We start from the raw sequence: 17227 nt of genomic DNA, 5'->3' as shown, positions 1-17227 counted from the left end.
TCAGTCGAACCGTTGCCGGGACAGGCCCAGCCATTCCAGCGCGGTGCCGTGGTAGAGGCGGGCCTGTTCGGCTTCGCCCAGGGCCAGCGCGGCGATGCCGGCGCCGGGCTCCTGCTCACCCAGCGGAAACGGATAGTCGGTGCCCAGCATCACCCGGTCGATGCCGACGGTGTCCAGCAGGTAGCGCAGCGCGCGCGGATCGGCCACCCATGAATCGAAGTAGACCCGATCCAGGTACTCGCGCGGGTTGCGGTGGTTGTCGGTGGCGACCAGATCCGGACGCATGTTGAAGCCGTGTTCGATGCGGCCGATGGTGTAGGGGAAGCTGCCGCCGCCGTGGGCGAAGCAGACCTTGAGGCCGGGCAGGCGTTCCAGCACGCCGCCGAAGATCAGGCAGCAGGCCGCGCGCGACTGCTCGGCCGGCATGCCGACCAGCCAGGGCAGCCAGTACTTGGGCATGGAGGCCGCGCCCATCATGTCCCAGGGATGCACCAGGATGGCCGCGCCCAGTTCGCTGGCGGCCTGGAAGAACTCGAACAGTTCCGGCGCGTCGAGGTTCCAGTCGTTGACGTGGCTGCCGATCTGGACGCCCTGCAGGCCGAGCTGATCCATGCAGCGCTCCAGTTCCTGCACCGCCAGTCGTGGTGACTGCAGCGGCACGGTGCCGATACCGGCGTAGTGGCGCGGGTAGTCACGGCAGGCCGCGGCGGTGTGATCATTGAGCGCCTGGTGCAATTCCAGCGCCTGGTGCGGCTTGGCCCAGTAGCTGAACATCACCGGCACCGTGCTGATCACCTGCACCTGCACGCCGAACTTGGCGTAGTCGGCGATGCGCTCCACCGGATCCCAGGTCTTGGGCCAGATCTCGCGGAAAAAACGCCCGTCCTTGTAGATGCGGTGGCGGCCGTCATCGCCGTGGTGGATGACCGGGAAGCGGTTGTCGCCGTACTTGCCGGCCAGATCGGGCCAGTCGCGCGGCAGGAAGTGGGCGTGGGTGTCGATCTTCAGCATGGAGCGCTCAGGTATCCGCCATCACGTACTTGCCGGGTGCCGGGTTCAGGTGCCCGCACTGCGTGCAGGTCCGGTGCGCTTGCGAGGAATAGAAGCGGTCGAACACCGGTGGGAAATCCGTCTCGATGTTCTTCAGGATGAAGTACTCCTCGTACAGCTTGTGATTGCAGCGCTCGCAGTACCACAGCAGCCCATCTTGTTCGTGCGGCAGCCGCCGGCGTTCGATCACCAGGCCGACCGAGTCGGGCATCCGCTGCGGGGAATGCGGCACGCGCGGCGGCAGCAGGAAGATCTCGCCGGCGCGGATCGGGATATCGCGCACTGCGCCGTCTTCCTGGATCTTCAGCACCATCTCGCCTTCGAGCTGGTAGAACCATTCCGGTCCTTCGTCGTAGTGGAAGTCGGTGCGCTGGTTGGGGCCGCCGACCACCATGACGATGAAGTCACCCGCGTAGATCACCTTGTTGCCGACCGGCGGCTTGAGCAGGTGGCGGTGTTCCTCGATCCAGGCCAGCAGGTTGATCGGTCCGGGCAGCATGTCAGCGTTCCTCGGGCAAGGCGGCGACGCACTTGAGTTCGATGGCGATGGGCGTGGGAAGGGCGGTGATGCCCAGGGTGGTGCGGCAGGGCGCGCGCGCCGTGTCCGGGAAATACTCGGCCCAGACCTGGTTGTAGGCCTTGAAGTCGCGGGCCATGTCGGTGAGGTAGACGGTCACGTCGACCAGATCCTCCCAGCGCGCGCCGCTGGCTTCCAGCACCGCGCGCACGTTGGCGAACACCGCGCGCGCCTGCGCCTGGATGTCGTAGCCGCGCACGCGGCCGTCGGCGAAGTAATCGTTGCCGGGAATCGTGTCGGTGGCCGGATCGCGCGGGCCGATGCCGGACAGGAACAGCAACGGGCCGACCCGGCGCGCGTGCGGATACGCGCCGACCGGCACCGGTGCCGTCGTGGTCCGGATGCCTTCACCCATCGCGACGGTCCCCGCGCGCGGGCATCCGCGCCAGCGCCTGTTCGTAGGTCGGGTGCAGGCGGTCGGCGGCGTCCACGTCCATGCCCAGTTCGCGCACGCGGCCGTCGAACAGGCTGTAGACCCAGCCGTGCACGGTCAGCGGCTGGTTGCGCGCCCAGGCGTCCTGGACCACGGTGGTCTGGCAGACGTTGAACACCTGCTCGATCACGTTCAGTTCGCACAGGCGGGCGTGGCGCAGCGACTCGGTGTCCTCCTCGGCCAGGCGGACGGCATGCTTGGTGGCCACGTCGGCGACGTGGCGCAGCCAGTTGTCGGCCAGGCCGACCCGGGCGCCGGTCATCGCCGCGTGCACGCCGCCGCAGCCGTAATGGCCGACCAGCAGGATGTGCTCGACCTTGAGGATGTCGACCGCGAACTGGATCACCGACAGGCAATTGAGGTCGCCATGCGACATGACGTTGGCGATGTTGCGATGGACGAACACCTCTCCCGGGTCCAGCCCCAGGATCTGGTTGGCGGGCACGCGCGAATCCGAGCAGCCGATCCACAGGTAGCGCGGCGACTGCTGCTGCGACAGGCGTTTGAAGAAGCCGGGATCCTCGTGCTTGATCCGTTCGGCCCATTCACGGTTGTTGCGCAGCAGGTTTTCGAGTTCGCTATCACTCACGGGCGGTTTCCGGTTCTGGCGGGGGAGGGTGGAGCGCTCGGCGGTCCACCGCGTAGTTTGCGCCCATCGCCGGCGATCGTCAGCAGCCGGCCGTGCGCCGGATGGCGGGGAAGCGGGGTTTCAGCCGGTGGCGATGCAGACATTCCGCGCCTCGGTGAAAAACCGCATCGCCTCCATGCCGCCTTCGCGGCCCAACCCGGACCGGCCCATGCCGCCGAACGGGGTGCGCAGATCACGCATCAGCCAGGTGTTGATCCAGACGATGCCGGCACGCAGCCGCGCGGCCATGCGGTGGGCGCGGTCGAGGTCGCGGGTCCAGATCATCGCGGCCAGCCCATAATCGCCCGCGTTGGCCAGCGCCAGCGCCTGCGCGTCGTCATCGAACGCCTGGAGGGTCGCCACCGGCCCGAAGATTTCCTCGCGGTTGCTGGCGCTGTCCGGTCCCAGCCCTTCTATCAGGACGGGTTCCACGAACCAGCCGCCGCGCGCTGACGCCTCGCCTCCCAGCAGGAAGCGGCCGCCTTCGATGCGGGCGCGGGCGATGCAGGCGGTGACCTTGTCGTGATGCGCCTGCGACACCAGCGGGCCGAGATCGGTGGCCTCGTCGGCGGGATCGCCAACCCGCAGCGCGGCGGCGCGGGCGCTGAAGGCCTCGCGGAACTCGTCGTAAATGGCACGCTCCACCAGCAGGCGCGAGCCGCACAGGCAGATCTGCCCGGAGTTCTGGAACGCCGAACGCACCAGCGTGTCCAACTGGTTGCGCCAATCGCTGTCGGCGAACACCAGGGTCGGGTTCTTTCCACCCAGTTCCAGCGAGATCTTCTTCAACTGCGGGCCGGCCAGGGCGGCGATGCGCTGGCCGACTCCGGTGCTGCCGGTGAAGGACACCGCCTTGATCCGTGGATGCAGCACCAGCGGCTCTCCGACCCGCGGACCGGTGCCGTGCACGATGTTCAGCACGCCGGCCGGAAAGCCGATCTCCGCGGCCAGTTCGCCCAGCATCGTCGCGGTCAGCGGCGTGACCTCCGAGGGCTTGGCGACCACGGTGTTGCCGGCGGCCAGCGCGGGCGCGATCTTCCAGGTGAACAGGTACAGCGGCAGGTTCCAGGGCGAGATCGTGGCGACCGCTCCGAGGGGCTGGCGCAGGGTGTAGTTCAGGCCCGCCTCGCCGTGGTGCGCCTCGCTGCCGATCTGGGTGGCCGCGTGGGCGAAGAAACGCAGGTTGGCGATCGCGCGGGGAATCTCGATCTGGCGCGCCAGCCGGATCGGCTTGCCGCCGTCCCGGGACTCGGCCTGGGCGAACGCTTCCAGGCGGGACTCGAGCGCCGATGCCAGGCGTTCCAGCCAGGCCGCGCGTTCGGAACCGCGCAGCGACGACCACGCAGGCCAGGCGCGGGTCGCCGCCTGCACGGCCGCCTCCACGTCGGCCTCGTCGCCATCGGCGAGGCGTGCGTATTCGCGGGTGTCGGCGGGCGCATGCACCGCGCGCCAGCCGCCGTTGCGGGCCGCCTGCGGCTGGCCGTCGATCCAGTGGGTCAGCGATAGCATGGCGCAAGCTTAACCCGGCCCGTGTCGACGGCCTGCTGCATTGCGGTCGGCGCGGGAACCGCCGCCGGAGTCCTCAGATGGATTGCATGCGTCCGCCGTCCACCGCCAGGCTGACGCCGCTGATGTAACCGGCGGCGGGCGAGGCCAGGAAGGCGATGGCCGCGGCGACTTCGACCGGATCGGCGAAGCGGCCGGCCGGCACCGTGGCCAGCATGCCGGCGGCCACGACGGCTTCGTCCTTGCCACTGGCGGCGCTGCGATCGTCCAGGATCTGCTGCAGCCGGCGAGTGCGGGTATAGCCCGGCAGCACGTTGTTGACGGTGATGCCGTCGGCGCCGAGTTCGCGCGACAGGGTCTTGGCCCAGGACGCCACCGCGCCGCGGATGGTGTTGGACACGCCCAGGTTGGGAATGGGCTCCTTCACCGAGGTGGATACCACGTTCACGATGCGGCCCCAGCCGGCGTCCCGCATGCCCGGGACCACCAGGCCGGCCAGCAACTGGTTGGCCAGCAGGTGGCGCTGGAACGCGTCGAGATAGGCACTCGCGTCGGCATCGATGGCGCGTCCGCCCGGCGGACCGCCGGTGTTGTTGACCAGGATGTGCACGGGGGATCGGGCCACCAGCGCCTCGGCGCCCGCGCGCAGCCCGGCGGGATCGGCCAGATCCGCGGCCAGCCAATCATGCGATTGGCCCGAGGCGACCGTCGGCAGGTCCGCCGCGACGTCCGCCAGCACCTCGGCCCGTCGCGCCAACAGGGTGACGCTGGCGCCGAGCAGCGCCAACTCATGCGCCACCGCGCGGCCGATGCCTTCTGAGGCGCCGCAGACCAGCGCGTGACGACCGGACAGGTTCAGATCCATCGACGTTCCTCGATATGCCGAACCCGCAGTCTACCGATTGCCATCCTGTAGGAGCGACGTCAGTCGCGACCGCCGTGCAGGGACGAGCGAAGGCCGAACCGTTGGCGATTCTTCCGGTCGCGACTGACGTCGCTCCTACAGGGAAGAGGGCGGGGTGTGTTCAGTCGGCGCGGCGAGCCAGGCGGTCCAGCATCCGCGTGGCGATTTCGTGGGCGTTCGGGTCGTCCTGTTCGCGCAGGCCGGCGGCGGCGCCGCGCACATTGGCTTCGGGATGGTTCTGGCTCAGTTTGAACTTCAGTTCGATCCGTTCGACCCGGAAGCGGAAACCGATGATGCCGCGCAATTGGCTGGCGTGATCCTGGCGCTCGGGTTCGAACCGCCAGTCCTTGCCCACCCGTGCCTCGTTGGCCTGGCTCAGACGAGCCACGATGCCGGCGAGCGCGGTGGTGTCCTCGGTGGGTTCCAGCGTGCCGTACAGGTGCGCGATCGCGTAGTTCCAGGTCGGCACGCGCGCGGCGGTTTCCTTGTCCGGATACCAGCCGGGCGAAAGATAGGCGTGCGGGCCGTGCACGATCAGCAGGGCAGGGCCGGCGTGCCGCGCCTGCGGGTTGGGCCGCGCCCAATGGCCCTCGATGAGGATGCGTTCGCCGTCGCGCGCGTACAGCACGGGCAGATGGCTGGCGAACGGCGCGCCGTCGGCGTCGGTGGTGATCAGGGTGACGAAGGCGTCGCGCGCGATCAGCCGGTCCAGTTCACCCAGGTCGGTCTCGGCGAAGGCGCGCGGGGTGTACATGCGCGCCCGATCAGGCCCGGCCGCCGAGCTGTTGCACCATCTGCGCGGGCAGCGCGTCGTCGCTGTCGGCACGCGGCGGGCTGACTTCATCCAGCGAGAAACCACGCTGCAGCGCGTCTTCCTCGTCCAGTCCGTCGTAGGCGACGAACTCGGCGTCGAACAGCGCCGCGCGGGCGCTGTCCTCGCTGTCGTAGGTCAGGGTGTTGCCATCGCTGTCCAGCACCTGCGCGGTGCCGGCCTCCAGCACCCGCAGGCGGGCCCAGATCAGGGTCCGGCCGAGCGAGGCGACGTACCAGGCGTCATGGATCGAATCGTTCATTTGAGCACCAGCGAGAACACCGTCAGCAACCCCGACGACACCAGGGCAACGAAGATCACCAGCAGCGAAATGCGCGCCGGCGCGGCCAGGCCGCTGAGCGAACTGTCGCGCAGCGGCAGGTAGCCGCGCGCCAGCAGCCAGCGCAGCGCGATCGGCTTGAGGAAAGCGCCTTCGCCCCACTGGCCGCCGAGCGCGGCATGCCGATCCCGGATATGCACCAGCGTGAGCGGCCAGAAGATCACGAACGCGCAGAAGCCGGCGATGGCGACGCCGACAAAACACAGGGCAAAGAACAGCAGCATCGTTGCAATCCGCTCCGGCTCAGAACTCGGCGCTGCCGGGCGCGCGCGGATAGGGAATGGCGTCGCGGATGTTGGTCAGGCCGCAGACGTAGACCACCAGCCGCTCGAAACCCAGGCCGAAGCCGGCGTGCGGCACCGTGCCATAGCGGCGGAAGTCGCGGTACCAGCCGTAATGGGCCGGATCCAGGCCGAACTGCGCCATGCGCGCGTCCAGCACGTCCAGGCGCTCCTCGCGCTGGCTGCCGCCGATGATCTCGCCGATGCCCGGGGCCAGCACGTCCATAGCCGCGACGGTCTTGCCGTCGTCGTTCAGGCGCATGTAGAAGGCCTTGATGTGTTCGGGGTAGTTCATCACCACCACCGGGCGGCCGACGTGCTGCTCGGTCAGCCAGCGCTCATGCTCGGTCTGCAGGTCCAGGCCCCATTCGACCGGGAAGTCGAACTTCTTGCCGGATTTCTGCAGCAGGCCGATCGCATCGGTGTAGTCGATGCGCTCGAACGGCGCGTTGATGAAGGTTTCCAGGCGGGTGATGGCGTCCGGCTGCACGCGCTCGGCGATGAACGCCATGTCGTCGCCGCGTTCGTCCAGCACCGCGCGGAACAGGTACTTGAGGAAGTCCTCGGCCAGATCGGCGTCGGCGGCCAGATCGGCGAAGGCGATCTCCGGCTCGATCATCCAGAACTCGGCCAGGTGGCGGGTGGTGTTGCTGTTCTCGGCGCGGAAGGTCGGCCCGAAGGTGTAGACCTTGCTCAGCGACAGGCAGTAGGCCTCGACATTGAGCTGGCCGGACACGGTCAGGAAGGTTTCCTTGCCGAAGAAGTCGCGCGAGAAATCCACCGCGCCCTTGCCGTCGCGCGGCAGGTTGGCCATGTCCAGGGTGGACACGCGGAACATCTGGCCGGCGCCCTCGGCGTCGGAGGTGGTGATGATCGGCGTGCTGATCCAGTAGAAGCCGCGCTCGTGGAAGAAGCGGTGCACGGCCTGGGCCAGGCAGTTGCGGATGCGGGTGACCGCGCCGAACAGGTTGGTCCGCGGACGCAGGTGGGCGACCTCGCGCAGGAACTCCAGCGAATGGGCCTTGGGCTGGATCGGATAGGTTTCCGGGTCCTCGACCCAGCCGACCACCTCGATCCGGCTGGCCTGGATCTCGAAGCTCTGGCCTTGGCCCTGCGAGGGCACCAGGGTGCCGGTGGCGACCACCGCGCAGCCGGCGGTCAGGCGCTTGATTTCGGATTCGTAGTTGTCCAGGTCGCTGGGCGACACCACCTGGATGGCGGCGAAGCAGGAGCCGTCGCTGACATTCACGAAGGACAGGCCCGCCTTGGAATCGCGCCGCGTGCGCACCCAGCCGCGTACCGTGACCTCGCCGCCGGCCGGGATCTTGCCCGCCAGCGCATGTTCGACGCTCACCACCGTCATGACTTGAATCCTTCCGTAACAGGACTATTTATGGAACGGTGGAGTTTACCGGAGCGACGGGCCCAGCGGCTCGTCCACGGCCTATAATCGACGTCCCGCCTGGAGGAATGCATGGCCATCACCCTGACCCCCGTCGCCCTGGAGCGCGTGCAGCGTTTCGTCGAGCAGACGCCGGGCGCGCTGGGCCTGCGTTTCGGCGTTGCCCGCACAGGCTGCTCCGGTTGGGGCCATGTCGCCGATCTGGCCCGCGAGGAGCGCGAGGGCGACACCGTGTTCGAGTTCGAGGGCGTGCGCATCTACGTTGACGCGCAGAGCCTGGCGCTGGTGGACGGCACCGAGATCGACTTCGCCAAGCAGGGCCTGGGCGAAACCTTCCTGTTCCGCAATCCCAACGCCACCGCCGAGTGTGGCTGTGGCGAAAGCTTTACGACGGCTGCTGCATAGGGTTCCAAGGTGTCCCATAGGGGATACAGATATATCCGGATATCAAGCACTTATGGAGCCATTATGTCCCATGAGCAGCCTTGACGGCTCGACCTGACGGGGGCAAATATGGGGGCATGCCCCCGGGTTAGGGGCGGTCATGCCCCCACATTCCCGGCGAGGATGCCCCCACGATGGCGACCAACAAACTCACCTCGGCCCGAGTTCGCACGGCGCCTACGGGCAAGCATTTCGATGGCGACGGTCTTTACCTGGAAGTCATGCCCAATGGCTCGCGCCTGTGGCGGCTGAAATATCGCTTTGGCGGGAAGGAGAAGCGCCTTGCGCTGGGTGCTTCGCACGAGGTCGGACTCGCTGAGGCTCGACGCCGACGCGACGAGGCGCGCGCCCACTTGCGCAATGGACGAGACCCTAGCGAAGTGCGGCGCACAGAGCGCGTGGCTGCTGCTGTCAAAGCCGCAAACAGCTTCGAGGCGGTAGCGCGCGAGTGGGTCAGGACCCGTGGCGCGCGCTGGTCGGAGCGTCATCGCAAGAACCTGGTTGCCCAACTTGAGCGAGATGCGTTCCCGCGTATCGGTGGCCGCCCCGTGTCGGACCTGTCCGCGGCCGAGGTCCTGGCAGTCCTGCGCGAGGTCGAGCGCCGCGGATCACTGGATAGCGCCGGCCGCCTGCTTCAGAGGATCCGGGGCGTCCTGAATTTCGCGGTGGCCACCGCGCGCGCTGAATCGAACCCGGCCCGTGACCTGGAAGGTGCCCTAACGCCGCCGACGCGCCGGAACTTCGCCGCGCTGCCACTGGCCCGCGTGGGCGCGTTCCTTGCCGCCCTGGACGACTACCCCGGGCAGCCCGAGACGCGCATCGCCCTGCACCTGCTGCTCCTCACCTTCGTGCGCTCCGGTGAGCTACGTGGCGCGCGCTGGGGCGAGTTTGACCTAGCCGCCAAGAATGACCAAGGGCAGGCCGCGCCCACCTGGTCGATTCCGGCCGAGCGCATGAAAAACCGCCGGCCACATGTCGTGCCGTTGGCTCCTAAGGTGGTCGAGTTGCTCGGGCAGCTTCGCGAGCTCACTGGTCACGGGGAGTTCCTTTTCCCGCATCGCGTCCACCCGCGCACGCCGATGGGCGACTCGACGCTGCTCGCTGGCCTGCAGCGGATAGGATTCGGCGACGTGACGGCCCATGGATTCCGCGCGCTGGCGTCGACCGAGTTGAACGGTCTCGGGTTCCGTCCGGATGCGATCGAGCGGCAGCTGGCACACGTCGAAGCGAACAAGATCCGCAGCGCCTATCACCGCACGACCTACCTGGACGAGCGCCGGACCATGATGATCGCGTGGGCTGACTTGATTGAGGGGCAGCGCGACGGGGCAGGAAAGGTTGTGCCGTTTCGGCGCGCGGCTGGCTGAGTTTGCGCAGTTGGCCTGCTGACGCGGGTCGAGACCGATCAGATTTCGGGGACTAATTGTGTGTGCCGGGAAGTCGCGTGAAGTCACGGGAACACGCGAAAAAAAGTTGTTGCAAAGTCCGTTCTCGTGGTTAGTTTGGGTAGCACCTTTTGACAACGAGGTGCGCCATGAAGTCCCCAACTCTCACCGCAACAGGTGGAGAAATCCGCGAAGGTGAGCGCCTTCTCCGGTTGCCTCAAGTCCTCGCAATCATTCCTGTCTCCCGAACTGAGTGGTACCGGCGCCTAGCGTCGGGCGAGGCCCCGCAGCCAGTAGAACTGGGCCCTCGGGCTCGCGCCTGGCGCCTATCCGACGTCAACGACTACCTGGTGCGCATCGCTGCACGCGATCGCACGCAGGTCGGGGCTGCCACGAAGTGAACCCTCAGCGTCCCTCAAAACAAGGGTTGCTGAGGGTTGCCTGTCCCGTGATGGTGGTCCGGACCGCGCTCTTTGGTGACGCGCGTCAATGGAAAGTCTCTTTTGTGAGAGAACACGCTGACGGTATGGAAACCTCCTTCGCACTAACGCGCGTTAGTCCCAATGCCCGTGGCCCTATCGGCAAGATTCCCGAATGACCGATATTCGACCACTCGCAGATGATCGCGACGAGGCTCTGGCTGCTGAGTTCAGCGCGCTTGGTGCCGCCGAAACAAGGAAGCGCGGCAGCCACGGTAGCGGACGTAGTCTGCGGCTCGACCCTATCAGTACGGCGCTACAGCCGAAGCCGATCGCCCATCTGATCCGCAATGTGCTGGCACGCGATAGCCTGGCATCGCTAATCGGTGCTGCTGGCACCTACAAGACATTTGTTTCCATCGACTGGATGTGCTGCATCGCAACGGGCACACCCTGGTGTGGGCAGTCCGTGCACCAAGGGCCAGTGCTGCTTTTTCTCGGTGAGGGACGGAGCGGTTTGGCTGTCCGGATCCGCGGATGGAGCATTGGCCATGGCATCGACCTTGCCGGGGCACCGCTGTTCATCTCGAACGAAGCCGCGGCGCTTACCGACGAGACCCGAGCTGCCGAGCTACTGGCCGTGGTCGCTGAGTTCATGCGCCAGCATGGTGCACCGGTTCTGATCGTGTTCGACACGATGAATCGGAACTTCGGGCCGGCCGACGAGAACAGCAGTCTGGACATGACGCGAGGCGTGGCCGTCCTGGACGAGCTACGCACGATGACCGGTGCCTGCATCCTGCTGTTGCATCACACCGGCCACATGGACAAATCCCGGGCCCGCGGCTCGTCCGTGCTGATCGGCGCCATCGACAGTGAATGGCGCACGGGTCGCGACGAGGACGGCACGGTCCGTCTCGACAACACCAAGATGAAGGAAGGCCCTGAGCACGAGGGTCTGGCCTTCCGTGTCTCGCCCGTCGAGACTGGAATTACCGATGACGACGGCGTGCCAGTCACCTCTGTGGTGCTACGCCCGACCGCCTATGCGCCGCCGCCCGCCCAAGGCAAGGCCGGCCGAGGCAAATGGCAGACCACTGCGATGCGCATCTTGCACGACACCTTCGACCACCACCGGGCAAACGTTGCCAAGGATGGGCGCGACCCGGGCACCGCGCGTGTCTCTTTCTCTGAGTGGCGCGACAAGTGCAAAGACGCAGGCATGCCGGCCAACCGATTCCATGACGTGACCGAGAGCCTGATAAACGCCGGGAAGATCCGACGCAACGCTGGGTTCGTTGAGCTTGGGGAGGGTTGGGCATGAGCCGCTTCTCGGCATCCGCTTTTAATCCGGTTTGCATCCGGTTTGTTCCGCTTTCATCCGGAATGCCGGTATCCGGTTTTCCGGTTTCCTTAGGGAACCGGAACAAACCGGATGAATCGGAAGCCGGATCGACCAAGCAAGGAAAGACCGCATGACCATCGACACAGATAGCCACTTCCGTCACCTAGGCCCAAAGCGATGACCGACTACCATGCCGACGCCGCCGACCTCGACGCCGCCTTTCACGCCCTGGCCCGTATCGGCCGCCGCCGTGGTCGGCTTGATCCCACAGCAGGGACGCTCGACCGCGCGCTGATCCAGACGCTGGAGGGTCTGCAGGAAGTGCGCAGTCACCTCGACCGCGAAACCGTGGCTGCGGGCCTCGCTTCTCCATACATTGCACGCCATCTGCGGCCGACCAGCGCGACACGCGTCGCCGCTGCTCAGGCACAACAGGAACAGCGCGCCCACGAACTGGCCGCCCAGGTCGAGCGCGAGTACCGGAACGCCGTGAGCGGTCGCCGAGGTTGGGCCGCGCGGCAGGAGCGTAAGGCGTGATAGCGGGCCTGCTGGGTACCCCACCGGTGTCGCGGGTCCTCCCTGAGAGGGAGGGGGCTACGGGGGACGGCGACTGCCCGGCCTCACCACAGGAAGCCCCGCACGAAATTACCCCGGTTCCGCCGCCATCGGCTGCACAGCCCACACCAGGCACCCAGGACGGCAGGGCCACGTCGGAATGACCGACGAGCACAGCAGCCCGCTGAAGCGGCTGTGAGCGGTATAGCCGGATTCCCGCCGCGCACCGGCCGCGGCTAAGCGAAGGAGAACAGCATAACCAGCACCATCACCGCCGGCCACTTTCAAGCCGGCCACTCACTCGACCAAGCGACCTTAGCCTTGCAACGCGCGCGAACGATTCTCAACCACCGCGACGCCGATGCTGCTCCGGCATTGGCGCTGGAACTGGTCGCCACCGGTATGCCCACCGATGCAGCGTTGACCGCGCTGGGAAAGGCGTTGTCGCCCACCGACCTGATCGCAACCGCCAAGGCCATGGGCCTGGCCTGACTCGAGGAACACGAAATGACGAACAATCGAACCGCCGGCGCTGCCGGCCAGATGCAGGCCGGCGAGCCGTTCGCCGATGCCAGCAATGATCTGCTGACCCTGCTGGACTTCCACGCGGTCGCCGATGGCGTGAAGGTGGGTGACCTGCTGCGGGAGCGGCTGGGGTCTGCCCAGACTGCTGTCGCCTCGCACGCTGCCAGCGAGCGGGCAGCAATTCTAGCTGGGGAGGAAGCGCAGCAGCGGCACGAAGCCGAGGCCGCTCGCTTGAACCGACAGGTCGATCGCTTGGCGTTGGCCATCCAAACGGCGGACGAGCGCTTGGCCCTTGTCGCCGCCGAAGAGCGCCGGGCCGAGGGTGAGGCCGCTGCAGTGCGTGCGGTGAAGGCGGCCGTCGCGATGGAGAAGCAGGTCGCCGAGTATGTCGGCGCCGCCCGAACTGTGGCGACGCTGCTCGAGAAGATTGAGGCAGCCGCCGCCGAGCTGATCCGAGACCGTGACCTTGCGCGCTCCGCTGGCGTCGAGTGCGCGGCGCAGCTGCCGGATGAACGCCGGTTCCGACCGGAGCGCTCTGAGGAGCGGCAGGTTGTCGATCGTCACGGCGGCCCGACCGTCACGGACGCCACCGGGCGATCGCTGGATTCCAAGCCCGTCACCTACACCGAGACCAGGCGGACCGAACGCATCATCACCCAGCAGCGCCACGCGCCGCCGAGCATCTTGACCCAGCGTGCCGTGCTGCCGGATCCCGACGGCGGCAATATTCTTGACCGCAACGCAGACGCCGTCCGGCGCCACTACTGACGGTGGCTACGCTGTCGCCCTGGCCTGCAACCTGCAGCGCCGCCGAGCTGGCGGCGTTGCTGGACGTGTCTGCCCGGAGGGTCCGTGAACTCGCGCAGGAAGGTGTTGTTCCTCGCGCACCCGGAGGCCGGTACGAAATTCAGGCCGGCGTGCGCGGCTATATCGCCAGTCTGCGCGCAGCGGCGAAGGCCAAACCGACTGCCGTCGACCCACAGGTAGCTGCCGCCGCGATAGACGGCCGCCAGCAGCGTGCGCGACTGGCTCGATTGCAGGCCGATCGCGTGCAGCTCGATCTCGAACGTGAGCGCGGTCGGTTGGTAGATGCCGAGGTCATTCGGGGGAGCTACGTCACCCTGCTAACTCAGGTGCGAAATCGATTGCTGGGTGTACCGAGTGCCGCGAAGGGCGATATCCCGCATCTGACCGTCGACGAGCTCGAGATTCTCGAGGGACTGATCGTCACAGCACTCGAGGAAGTTGCCGATGGCGACGACGAAGACAGCGAGGAAGAAAATGAAGCCTGAAATCGATACTGGCGAGCCCACAGCGGCATCGCCACAGCGGGCACGCCGCTTGTTCAGGAATGCTCGGCACGCTCTTGCTGCCGCGGTGCTGGCTGGCGACCACCGTGCCACCGTGGCTGCCGCCTGGCGCGTCCTGCGAGCAGGCGACCGTCTGCGGTCAGTGGTCGACCACCCGACCGCCCGGGACCGGCGCACACGTATCCGTTGGCGGCGGTGGGCGTTGGCGGCACTCCGGCGCGATCCACCGGACTACGCCCTCTTGCGCCGCGCGATGGCGCTGCACGGCCTTCACGACAACCCTGGCGCCCCCGGTGCCTTGAAGGAGGAAGCATGATCACCATCACTGACGTCACCGGCAAGGACCGGCTGTATTTCAGCCAGCAGCGCGCGCTGATAACGGCCGTCCATCACGCTTGGGCCTGTACCACCACCTACTCGGTGGAGCTACGCCAGCGCCTCGACCACCTTGACGAATTGCATGAATCCGTCGATTTGGAGCAAGCGGGCTGCAATGTCCAGCACCGGTTTTCCGGGGAACCCGTGCCGTGGATGCAACAGCAGTTCGGCCCGGCCGTCGGAGCCGTGGCCGCAGCGACCGAGCGCCTGCAGTTCGCCGCCGTTGACCTTGAGTCGGCGGCCAACGATGCCGGCAACATGCATCGGCTGGCGCACATCGCTCGCGGGCACCTGGCCTTGGTGGCTGAGGCTCAACGCGTGGTCGAGAGCTTCCGGCCTGGCCGCGAGCGTGCACAGGTCGACTGGACGCGCGTCGACGCCGTGGTCACTGGTATTCGGCGCCTGGAGGATTTGGCCGACGCCGAACTGCGCGACGAGCTACGGCACGAACTGCGAGCCTACGACGAGCGGCCGGCCGATCTACGTGCGGCTGGGCATGGCGACATGGCCGACGTGATGGCCACCGACCCGGTGCTGCAGCGCGCGCTGCGGACGATGCGGGAGTACAGGGCGTAGGGCGCGCCGCGCAGGCGTCTGCCGGAGGCGTGCACCGGCATACGGTTACCGTCGTCGAGGACGCACGGTCGCCGTTTCTTGGGCGAATGAGCTAAATGAGTCATTCCTGCCTACCGTTGTGCTCCGTTGGCAGCGACACCGGAAGCAAGGAAGTCTCCGAAATGGGCCAACTACACGAGCCCAGCATGCGCCGTCTGGTGAAGCGGAGCAGCTCGCTTCCATCTGGAGGCCCAGGCCTTTTCAATATGACGTTGCAGCTCTCGATGGCTCATGCGGCTTTGAACTTGGCGCAGTGAGGGCAGGGCTGCCAGGAAGACTTCCCAGGCGTCGGCGTTGAAATGTTCGCGTCGCATGGCCGGACTATACGCCCGGCGAGTTTGGCTTTTCGACAAGTCACATCCGGTGCGACGACACGGCGTAGCATGGCGTTGTCCTTCCCGATGGCTACCACTTCGAGTCCTATATCGACGGCCCAGCCCTAATGCTGGGAGATGTCGTCGCGGCCAGCGCTTCGCCCGCGAACCGCGACCCCGAGCCACCCTGGCGACCCTGCTTCCAGGCGGGCGGGGTTCGGTATCACTTCACAGCTACCGAGGCTGGGGCGCGCCGCTACATGGCCGCATGGGCCCCGAATGGGACGGGCAGATCGCCAGAATCTTCGGGACAGGGGTGCCCGCAACGACTATGCGCCGATCACTGGAAGCCGGCCGCCCCCAACAAGGACAAGGCGGTCGCGCCGGTCGGGCCCGCGGTTAGGCTAGCCCGTTGTCCGCAAGATGGCGCCGTTCGTCGGCGCCAGCCGATCACGTTGTGGAGCGTGCTGGCCTCTGGTAAAACGCGAACACTAGATGTAGGGGAAACCGGCCGAGCTCATCCGGACTGGTTGAAAAACGGGAGCCGGCGTCCTTGAGATTCGTGAACCGTGGCCGATAGTCATTGTTGACAGCGTTAATTCATATGTTAACAATGGACGCATCGGCCCGGCACGGGCGACGGCGGCAGGTCAGGAGACCATGATTGGCAAACCGCATCGAATATGCCGGACGGAAGCTCACCATCGAACTGTTGTGCGATGACGATGGTCAATGCCCGGCTGCTGAATTTTTAGACGGTCTTGATGAAGGGGAGCGGCGGAAGGTCGACGTCCTCTTCGAAATGCTTGGTGAAAATGGACGAATTCCGAATCGAGAGAAGTTCAAGAAGCTGGAGGGTTCCTCCGGAGTTTTCGAGTTTAAGTCCTTTCAAGTGCGTTTGCTTTGCTTCTTCACGCCCACAGGTCGCGTGGTAATAACTCACGGAGTGCGGAAGCAGAAGAATAAGCATGACGCGCACGACATCACCTACGCCGAGCGGCGGAGAAAGAAGTTTCTAGGAGAATGAACATGGTCCCGAACCAAGAATGGATTGCGCGACAGGAACGCAGCGAAGAAGCTCGTCGAGAGTATGAAATTGAGCGTTTCATTGCCTGGACCTTGGACGGAGTTGCTGCACGCATGGAATCTCTCGGTCTGACCAAGGCTGATGTTGCGAGAAAGCTTGGGAAGAGCCGATCGCATGTCACCCAGGTTCTGTCCGGATCTCGGAACGCCACTTTGAGCACTGTCGCTGAGCTGGCTTGGGCGTGCGGGCTTCGTGCGGCTGTTGGTTTCGAACCTCTGCGAAGCGGGCAGTTTATTTCCCAGCCCGCGGCGTTGGTTTCGCCTAAGGCCAACGTGGTGCAATTCTCGCGGCGAGTACCGACCGCAGAAGAGCCTCGTCAACTCGAGGCGAAGTGCGGGTGAGCGTGATCACGAACTTATCGTTGGCGAAGCAGGTCGCGCCGCATGTCGACCTCCAAACGGTCGTGGTGCGGCAAGCTACGCTTGAAGCGGACTTTGATCCGCTGGATCTGCCTGCTGAACTGACGCTCGAAACGAGCTATCGCTCGACCTATGCTGTTCGAAGTGATCGTGATGGTCAGAAGCGTATCGCGGTAACTATTGAGTTCAGATTCAATAGCCGGTCTCTGGCCGAAGGCGAGCCCTCCGGAAGTGCCCTGAAGATCGATGCGACGTTTCTGCTCCTTTACACCATCGCGCAAGACAAGGATTTCGAGCCTCGCTGCTTCGAGTACTTTGCCCAAGTAAACGGTGCCTACAACGCATGGCCTTACTGGCGCGAGTTCGTTCAGTCAGCAACGGGCCGTGCGGGATTGCCGGGCGTAGTTGTCCCTGTTTTTCGAGTTGTACCTGAGAAGGTGGAAGACATGAATGATTGCTCTAGCGGTGCGGATCCGACTCTTTTAGGAACGACGCCGACAGCGCCCTAGAAGCGTCTCGAGCTCGTCCTTGCCTAGCGCGCCAGTAAGCCGCTCACCCG

Annotated in this window: 23 protein-coding genes; 13 read left to right on the top strand and 10 right to left on the bottom strand. The window is 66.0% G+C overall.

Going from position 1 to position 17227, the window contains the following annotated elements:
* The 10 genes from IQ458_RS02230 to asnS form a co-directional block, all read right to left on the bottom strand.
* Complete coding sequence (locus IQ458_RS02230; protein WP_183641703.1) at positions 1-1011, bottom strand: amidohydrolase family protein; 1011 nt, start codon at positions 1009-1011, stop codon at positions 1-3.
* Between the two features lie 7 nt (positions 1012-1018).
* Positions 1019-1549 (bottom strand): 3-hydroxyanthranilate 3,4-dioxygenase, encoded by a 531-nt coding sequence (locus IQ458_RS02225; protein ID WP_183641700.1) that lies wholly within the window; start codon positions 1547-1549, stop codon positions 1019-1021.
* 1 nt (position 1550) lies between these two features.
* Positions 1551-1982, bottom strand: coding sequence for a RidA family protein (locus IQ458_RS02220; RefSeq protein WP_203321770.1), 432 nt, complete (start codon positions 1980-1982; stop codon positions 1551-1553).
* Positions 1975-2649, bottom strand: coding sequence for a carbonate dehydratase (gene can / locus IQ458_RS02215; protein WP_192197748.1), 675 nt, complete (start codon positions 2647-2649; stop codon positions 1975-1977). Before can ends, IQ458_RS02220 begins: the two co-directional genes overlap by 8 nt.
* Positions 2650-2769: 120 nt before the next feature.
* Complete coding sequence (locus tag IQ458_RS02210) at positions 2770-4197, bottom strand: aldehyde dehydrogenase (protein ID WP_203321769.1); 1428 nt, start codon at positions 4195-4197, stop codon at positions 2770-2772.
* Between the two features lie 73 nt (positions 4198-4270).
* Positions 4271-5059, bottom strand: coding sequence for an SDR family oxidoreductase (locus tag IQ458_RS02205; protein ID WP_183641690.1), 789 nt, complete (start codon positions 5057-5059; stop codon positions 4271-4273).
* A gap of 160 nt (positions 5060-5219) precedes the next feature.
* Positions 5220-5852 (bottom strand): FMN-binding negative transcriptional regulator, encoded by a 633-nt coding sequence (locus tag IQ458_RS02200; protein WP_183641687.1) that lies wholly within the window; start codon positions 5850-5852, stop codon positions 5220-5222.
* Positions 5853-5862: 10 nt separating this feature from the next.
* The gene (locus IQ458_RS02195) at positions 5863-6171 is read right to left on the bottom strand and encodes a hypothetical protein (RefSeq protein ID WP_183641684.1); all 309 of its coding nucleotides are present in this window, start codon (positions 6169-6171) and stop codon (positions 5863-5865) included.
* Positions 6168-6473 (bottom strand): hypothetical protein, encoded by a 306-nt coding sequence (locus IQ458_RS02190; protein ID WP_183641680.1) that lies wholly within the window; start codon positions 6471-6473, stop codon positions 6168-6170. The genes IQ458_RS02195 and IQ458_RS02190 overlap by 4 nt, the downstream gene beginning before the upstream one ends.
* Before the next feature lie 19 nt (positions 6474-6492).
* A complete protein-coding gene (asnS, locus tag IQ458_RS02185; protein ID WP_183641678.1) occupies positions 6493-7893 on the bottom strand; it encodes an asparagine--tRNA ligase in 1401 nt (466 codons plus the stop codon).
* 111 nt (positions 7894-8004) lie between these two features.
* Between asnS and IQ458_RS02180 the strand changes: the two genes are divergently transcribed.
* The 13 genes from IQ458_RS02180 (at position 8005) to IQ458_RS02120 (ending at position 17177) form a co-directional block, all read left to right on the top strand.
* Positions 8005-8337 carry a HesB/IscA family protein gene (locus IQ458_RS02180; protein ID WP_203321768.1) on the top strand — a complete coding sequence of 111 codons (333 nt, stop codon included), beginning with the start codon at positions 8005-8007 and terminating at the stop codon, positions 8335-8337.
* A 173-nt stretch (positions 8338-8510) separates the two neighbouring features.
* A complete protein-coding gene (locus IQ458_RS02175; protein WP_203321767.1) occupies positions 8511-9743 on the top strand; it encodes a tyrosine-type recombinase/integrase in 1233 nt (410 codons plus the stop codon).
* Between the two features lie 167 nt (positions 9744-9910).
* Positions 9911-10162 (top strand): helix-turn-helix transcriptional regulator, encoded by a 252-nt coding sequence (locus IQ458_RS19950; RefSeq protein WP_203321766.1) that lies wholly within the window; start codon positions 9911-9913, stop codon positions 10160-10162.
* A gap of 193 nt (positions 10163-10355) precedes the next feature.
* Complete coding sequence (locus IQ458_RS02165; RefSeq protein WP_203321765.1) at positions 10356-11504, top strand: AAA family ATPase; 1149 nt, start codon at positions 10356-10358, stop codon at positions 11502-11504.
* Positions 11501-11659: a hypothetical protein gene (locus IQ458_RS02160; protein WP_203321764.1), complete on the top strand. Its 159-nt coding sequence runs from the start codon at positions 11501-11503 to the stop codon at positions 11657-11659. Before IQ458_RS02165 ends, IQ458_RS02160 begins: the two co-directional genes overlap by 4 nt.
* 43 nt (positions 11660-11702) lie before the next feature.
* Positions 11703-12062 carry a hypothetical protein gene (locus IQ458_RS02155; RefSeq protein WP_203321763.1) on the top strand — a complete coding sequence of 120 codons (360 nt, stop codon included), beginning with the start codon at positions 11703-11705 and terminating at the stop codon, positions 12060-12062.
* A gap of 339 nt (positions 12063-12401) precedes the next feature.
* Positions 12402-12572, top strand: coding sequence for a hypothetical protein (locus IQ458_RS02150; protein ID WP_203321762.1), 171 nt, complete (start codon positions 12402-12404; stop codon positions 12570-12572).
* Between the two features lie 15 nt (positions 12573-12587).
* On the top strand, positions 12588-13373 hold the full coding sequence (locus IQ458_RS02145) for a hypothetical protein (RefSeq protein WP_203321761.1): 786 nt from the start codon (positions 12588-12590) through the stop codon (positions 13371-13373).
* 2 nt (positions 13374-13375) lie between these two features.
* On the top strand, positions 13376-13897 hold the full coding sequence (locus IQ458_RS02140) for a hypothetical protein (RefSeq protein WP_203321760.1): 522 nt from the start codon (positions 13376-13378) through the stop codon (positions 13895-13897).
* Positions 13898-14227: 330 nt separating this feature from the next.
* Positions 14228-14869 (top strand): hypothetical protein, encoded by a 642-nt coding sequence (locus tag IQ458_RS02135; protein ID WP_203321759.1) that lies wholly within the window; start codon positions 14228-14230, stop codon positions 14867-14869.
* 1017 nt (positions 14870-15886) lie between these two features.
* Positions 15887-16249, top strand: a complete 363-nt coding sequence (locus IQ458_RS02130) for a type II toxin-antitoxin system RelE/ParE family toxin (protein ID WP_203321758.1) — start codon at positions 15887-15889, stop codon at positions 16247-16249.
* Complete coding sequence (locus IQ458_RS19945) at positions 16246-16650, top strand: helix-turn-helix domain-containing protein (protein ID WP_203321757.1); 405 nt, start codon at positions 16246-16248, stop codon at positions 16648-16650. The genes IQ458_RS02130 and IQ458_RS19945 overlap by 4 nt, the downstream gene beginning before the upstream one ends.
* Positions 16647-17177, top strand: a complete 531-nt coding sequence (locus IQ458_RS02120; protein WP_203321756.1) for a hypothetical protein — start codon at positions 16647-16649, stop codon at positions 17175-17177. Before IQ458_RS19945 ends, IQ458_RS02120 begins: the two co-directional genes overlap by 4 nt.
* Positions 17178-17227: the final 50 nt, after the last annotated feature.

The organism is Pseudoxanthomonas beigongshangi (assembly GCF_016820515.1).
In the GTDB taxonomy this organism is placed as follows: domain Bacteria; phylum Pseudomonadota; class Gammaproteobacteria; order Xanthomonadales; family Xanthomonadaceae; genus Pseudoxanthomonas_A; species Pseudoxanthomonas_A beigongshangi.
This window is presented reverse-complemented; position numbering and strand designations above follow the sequence as displayed.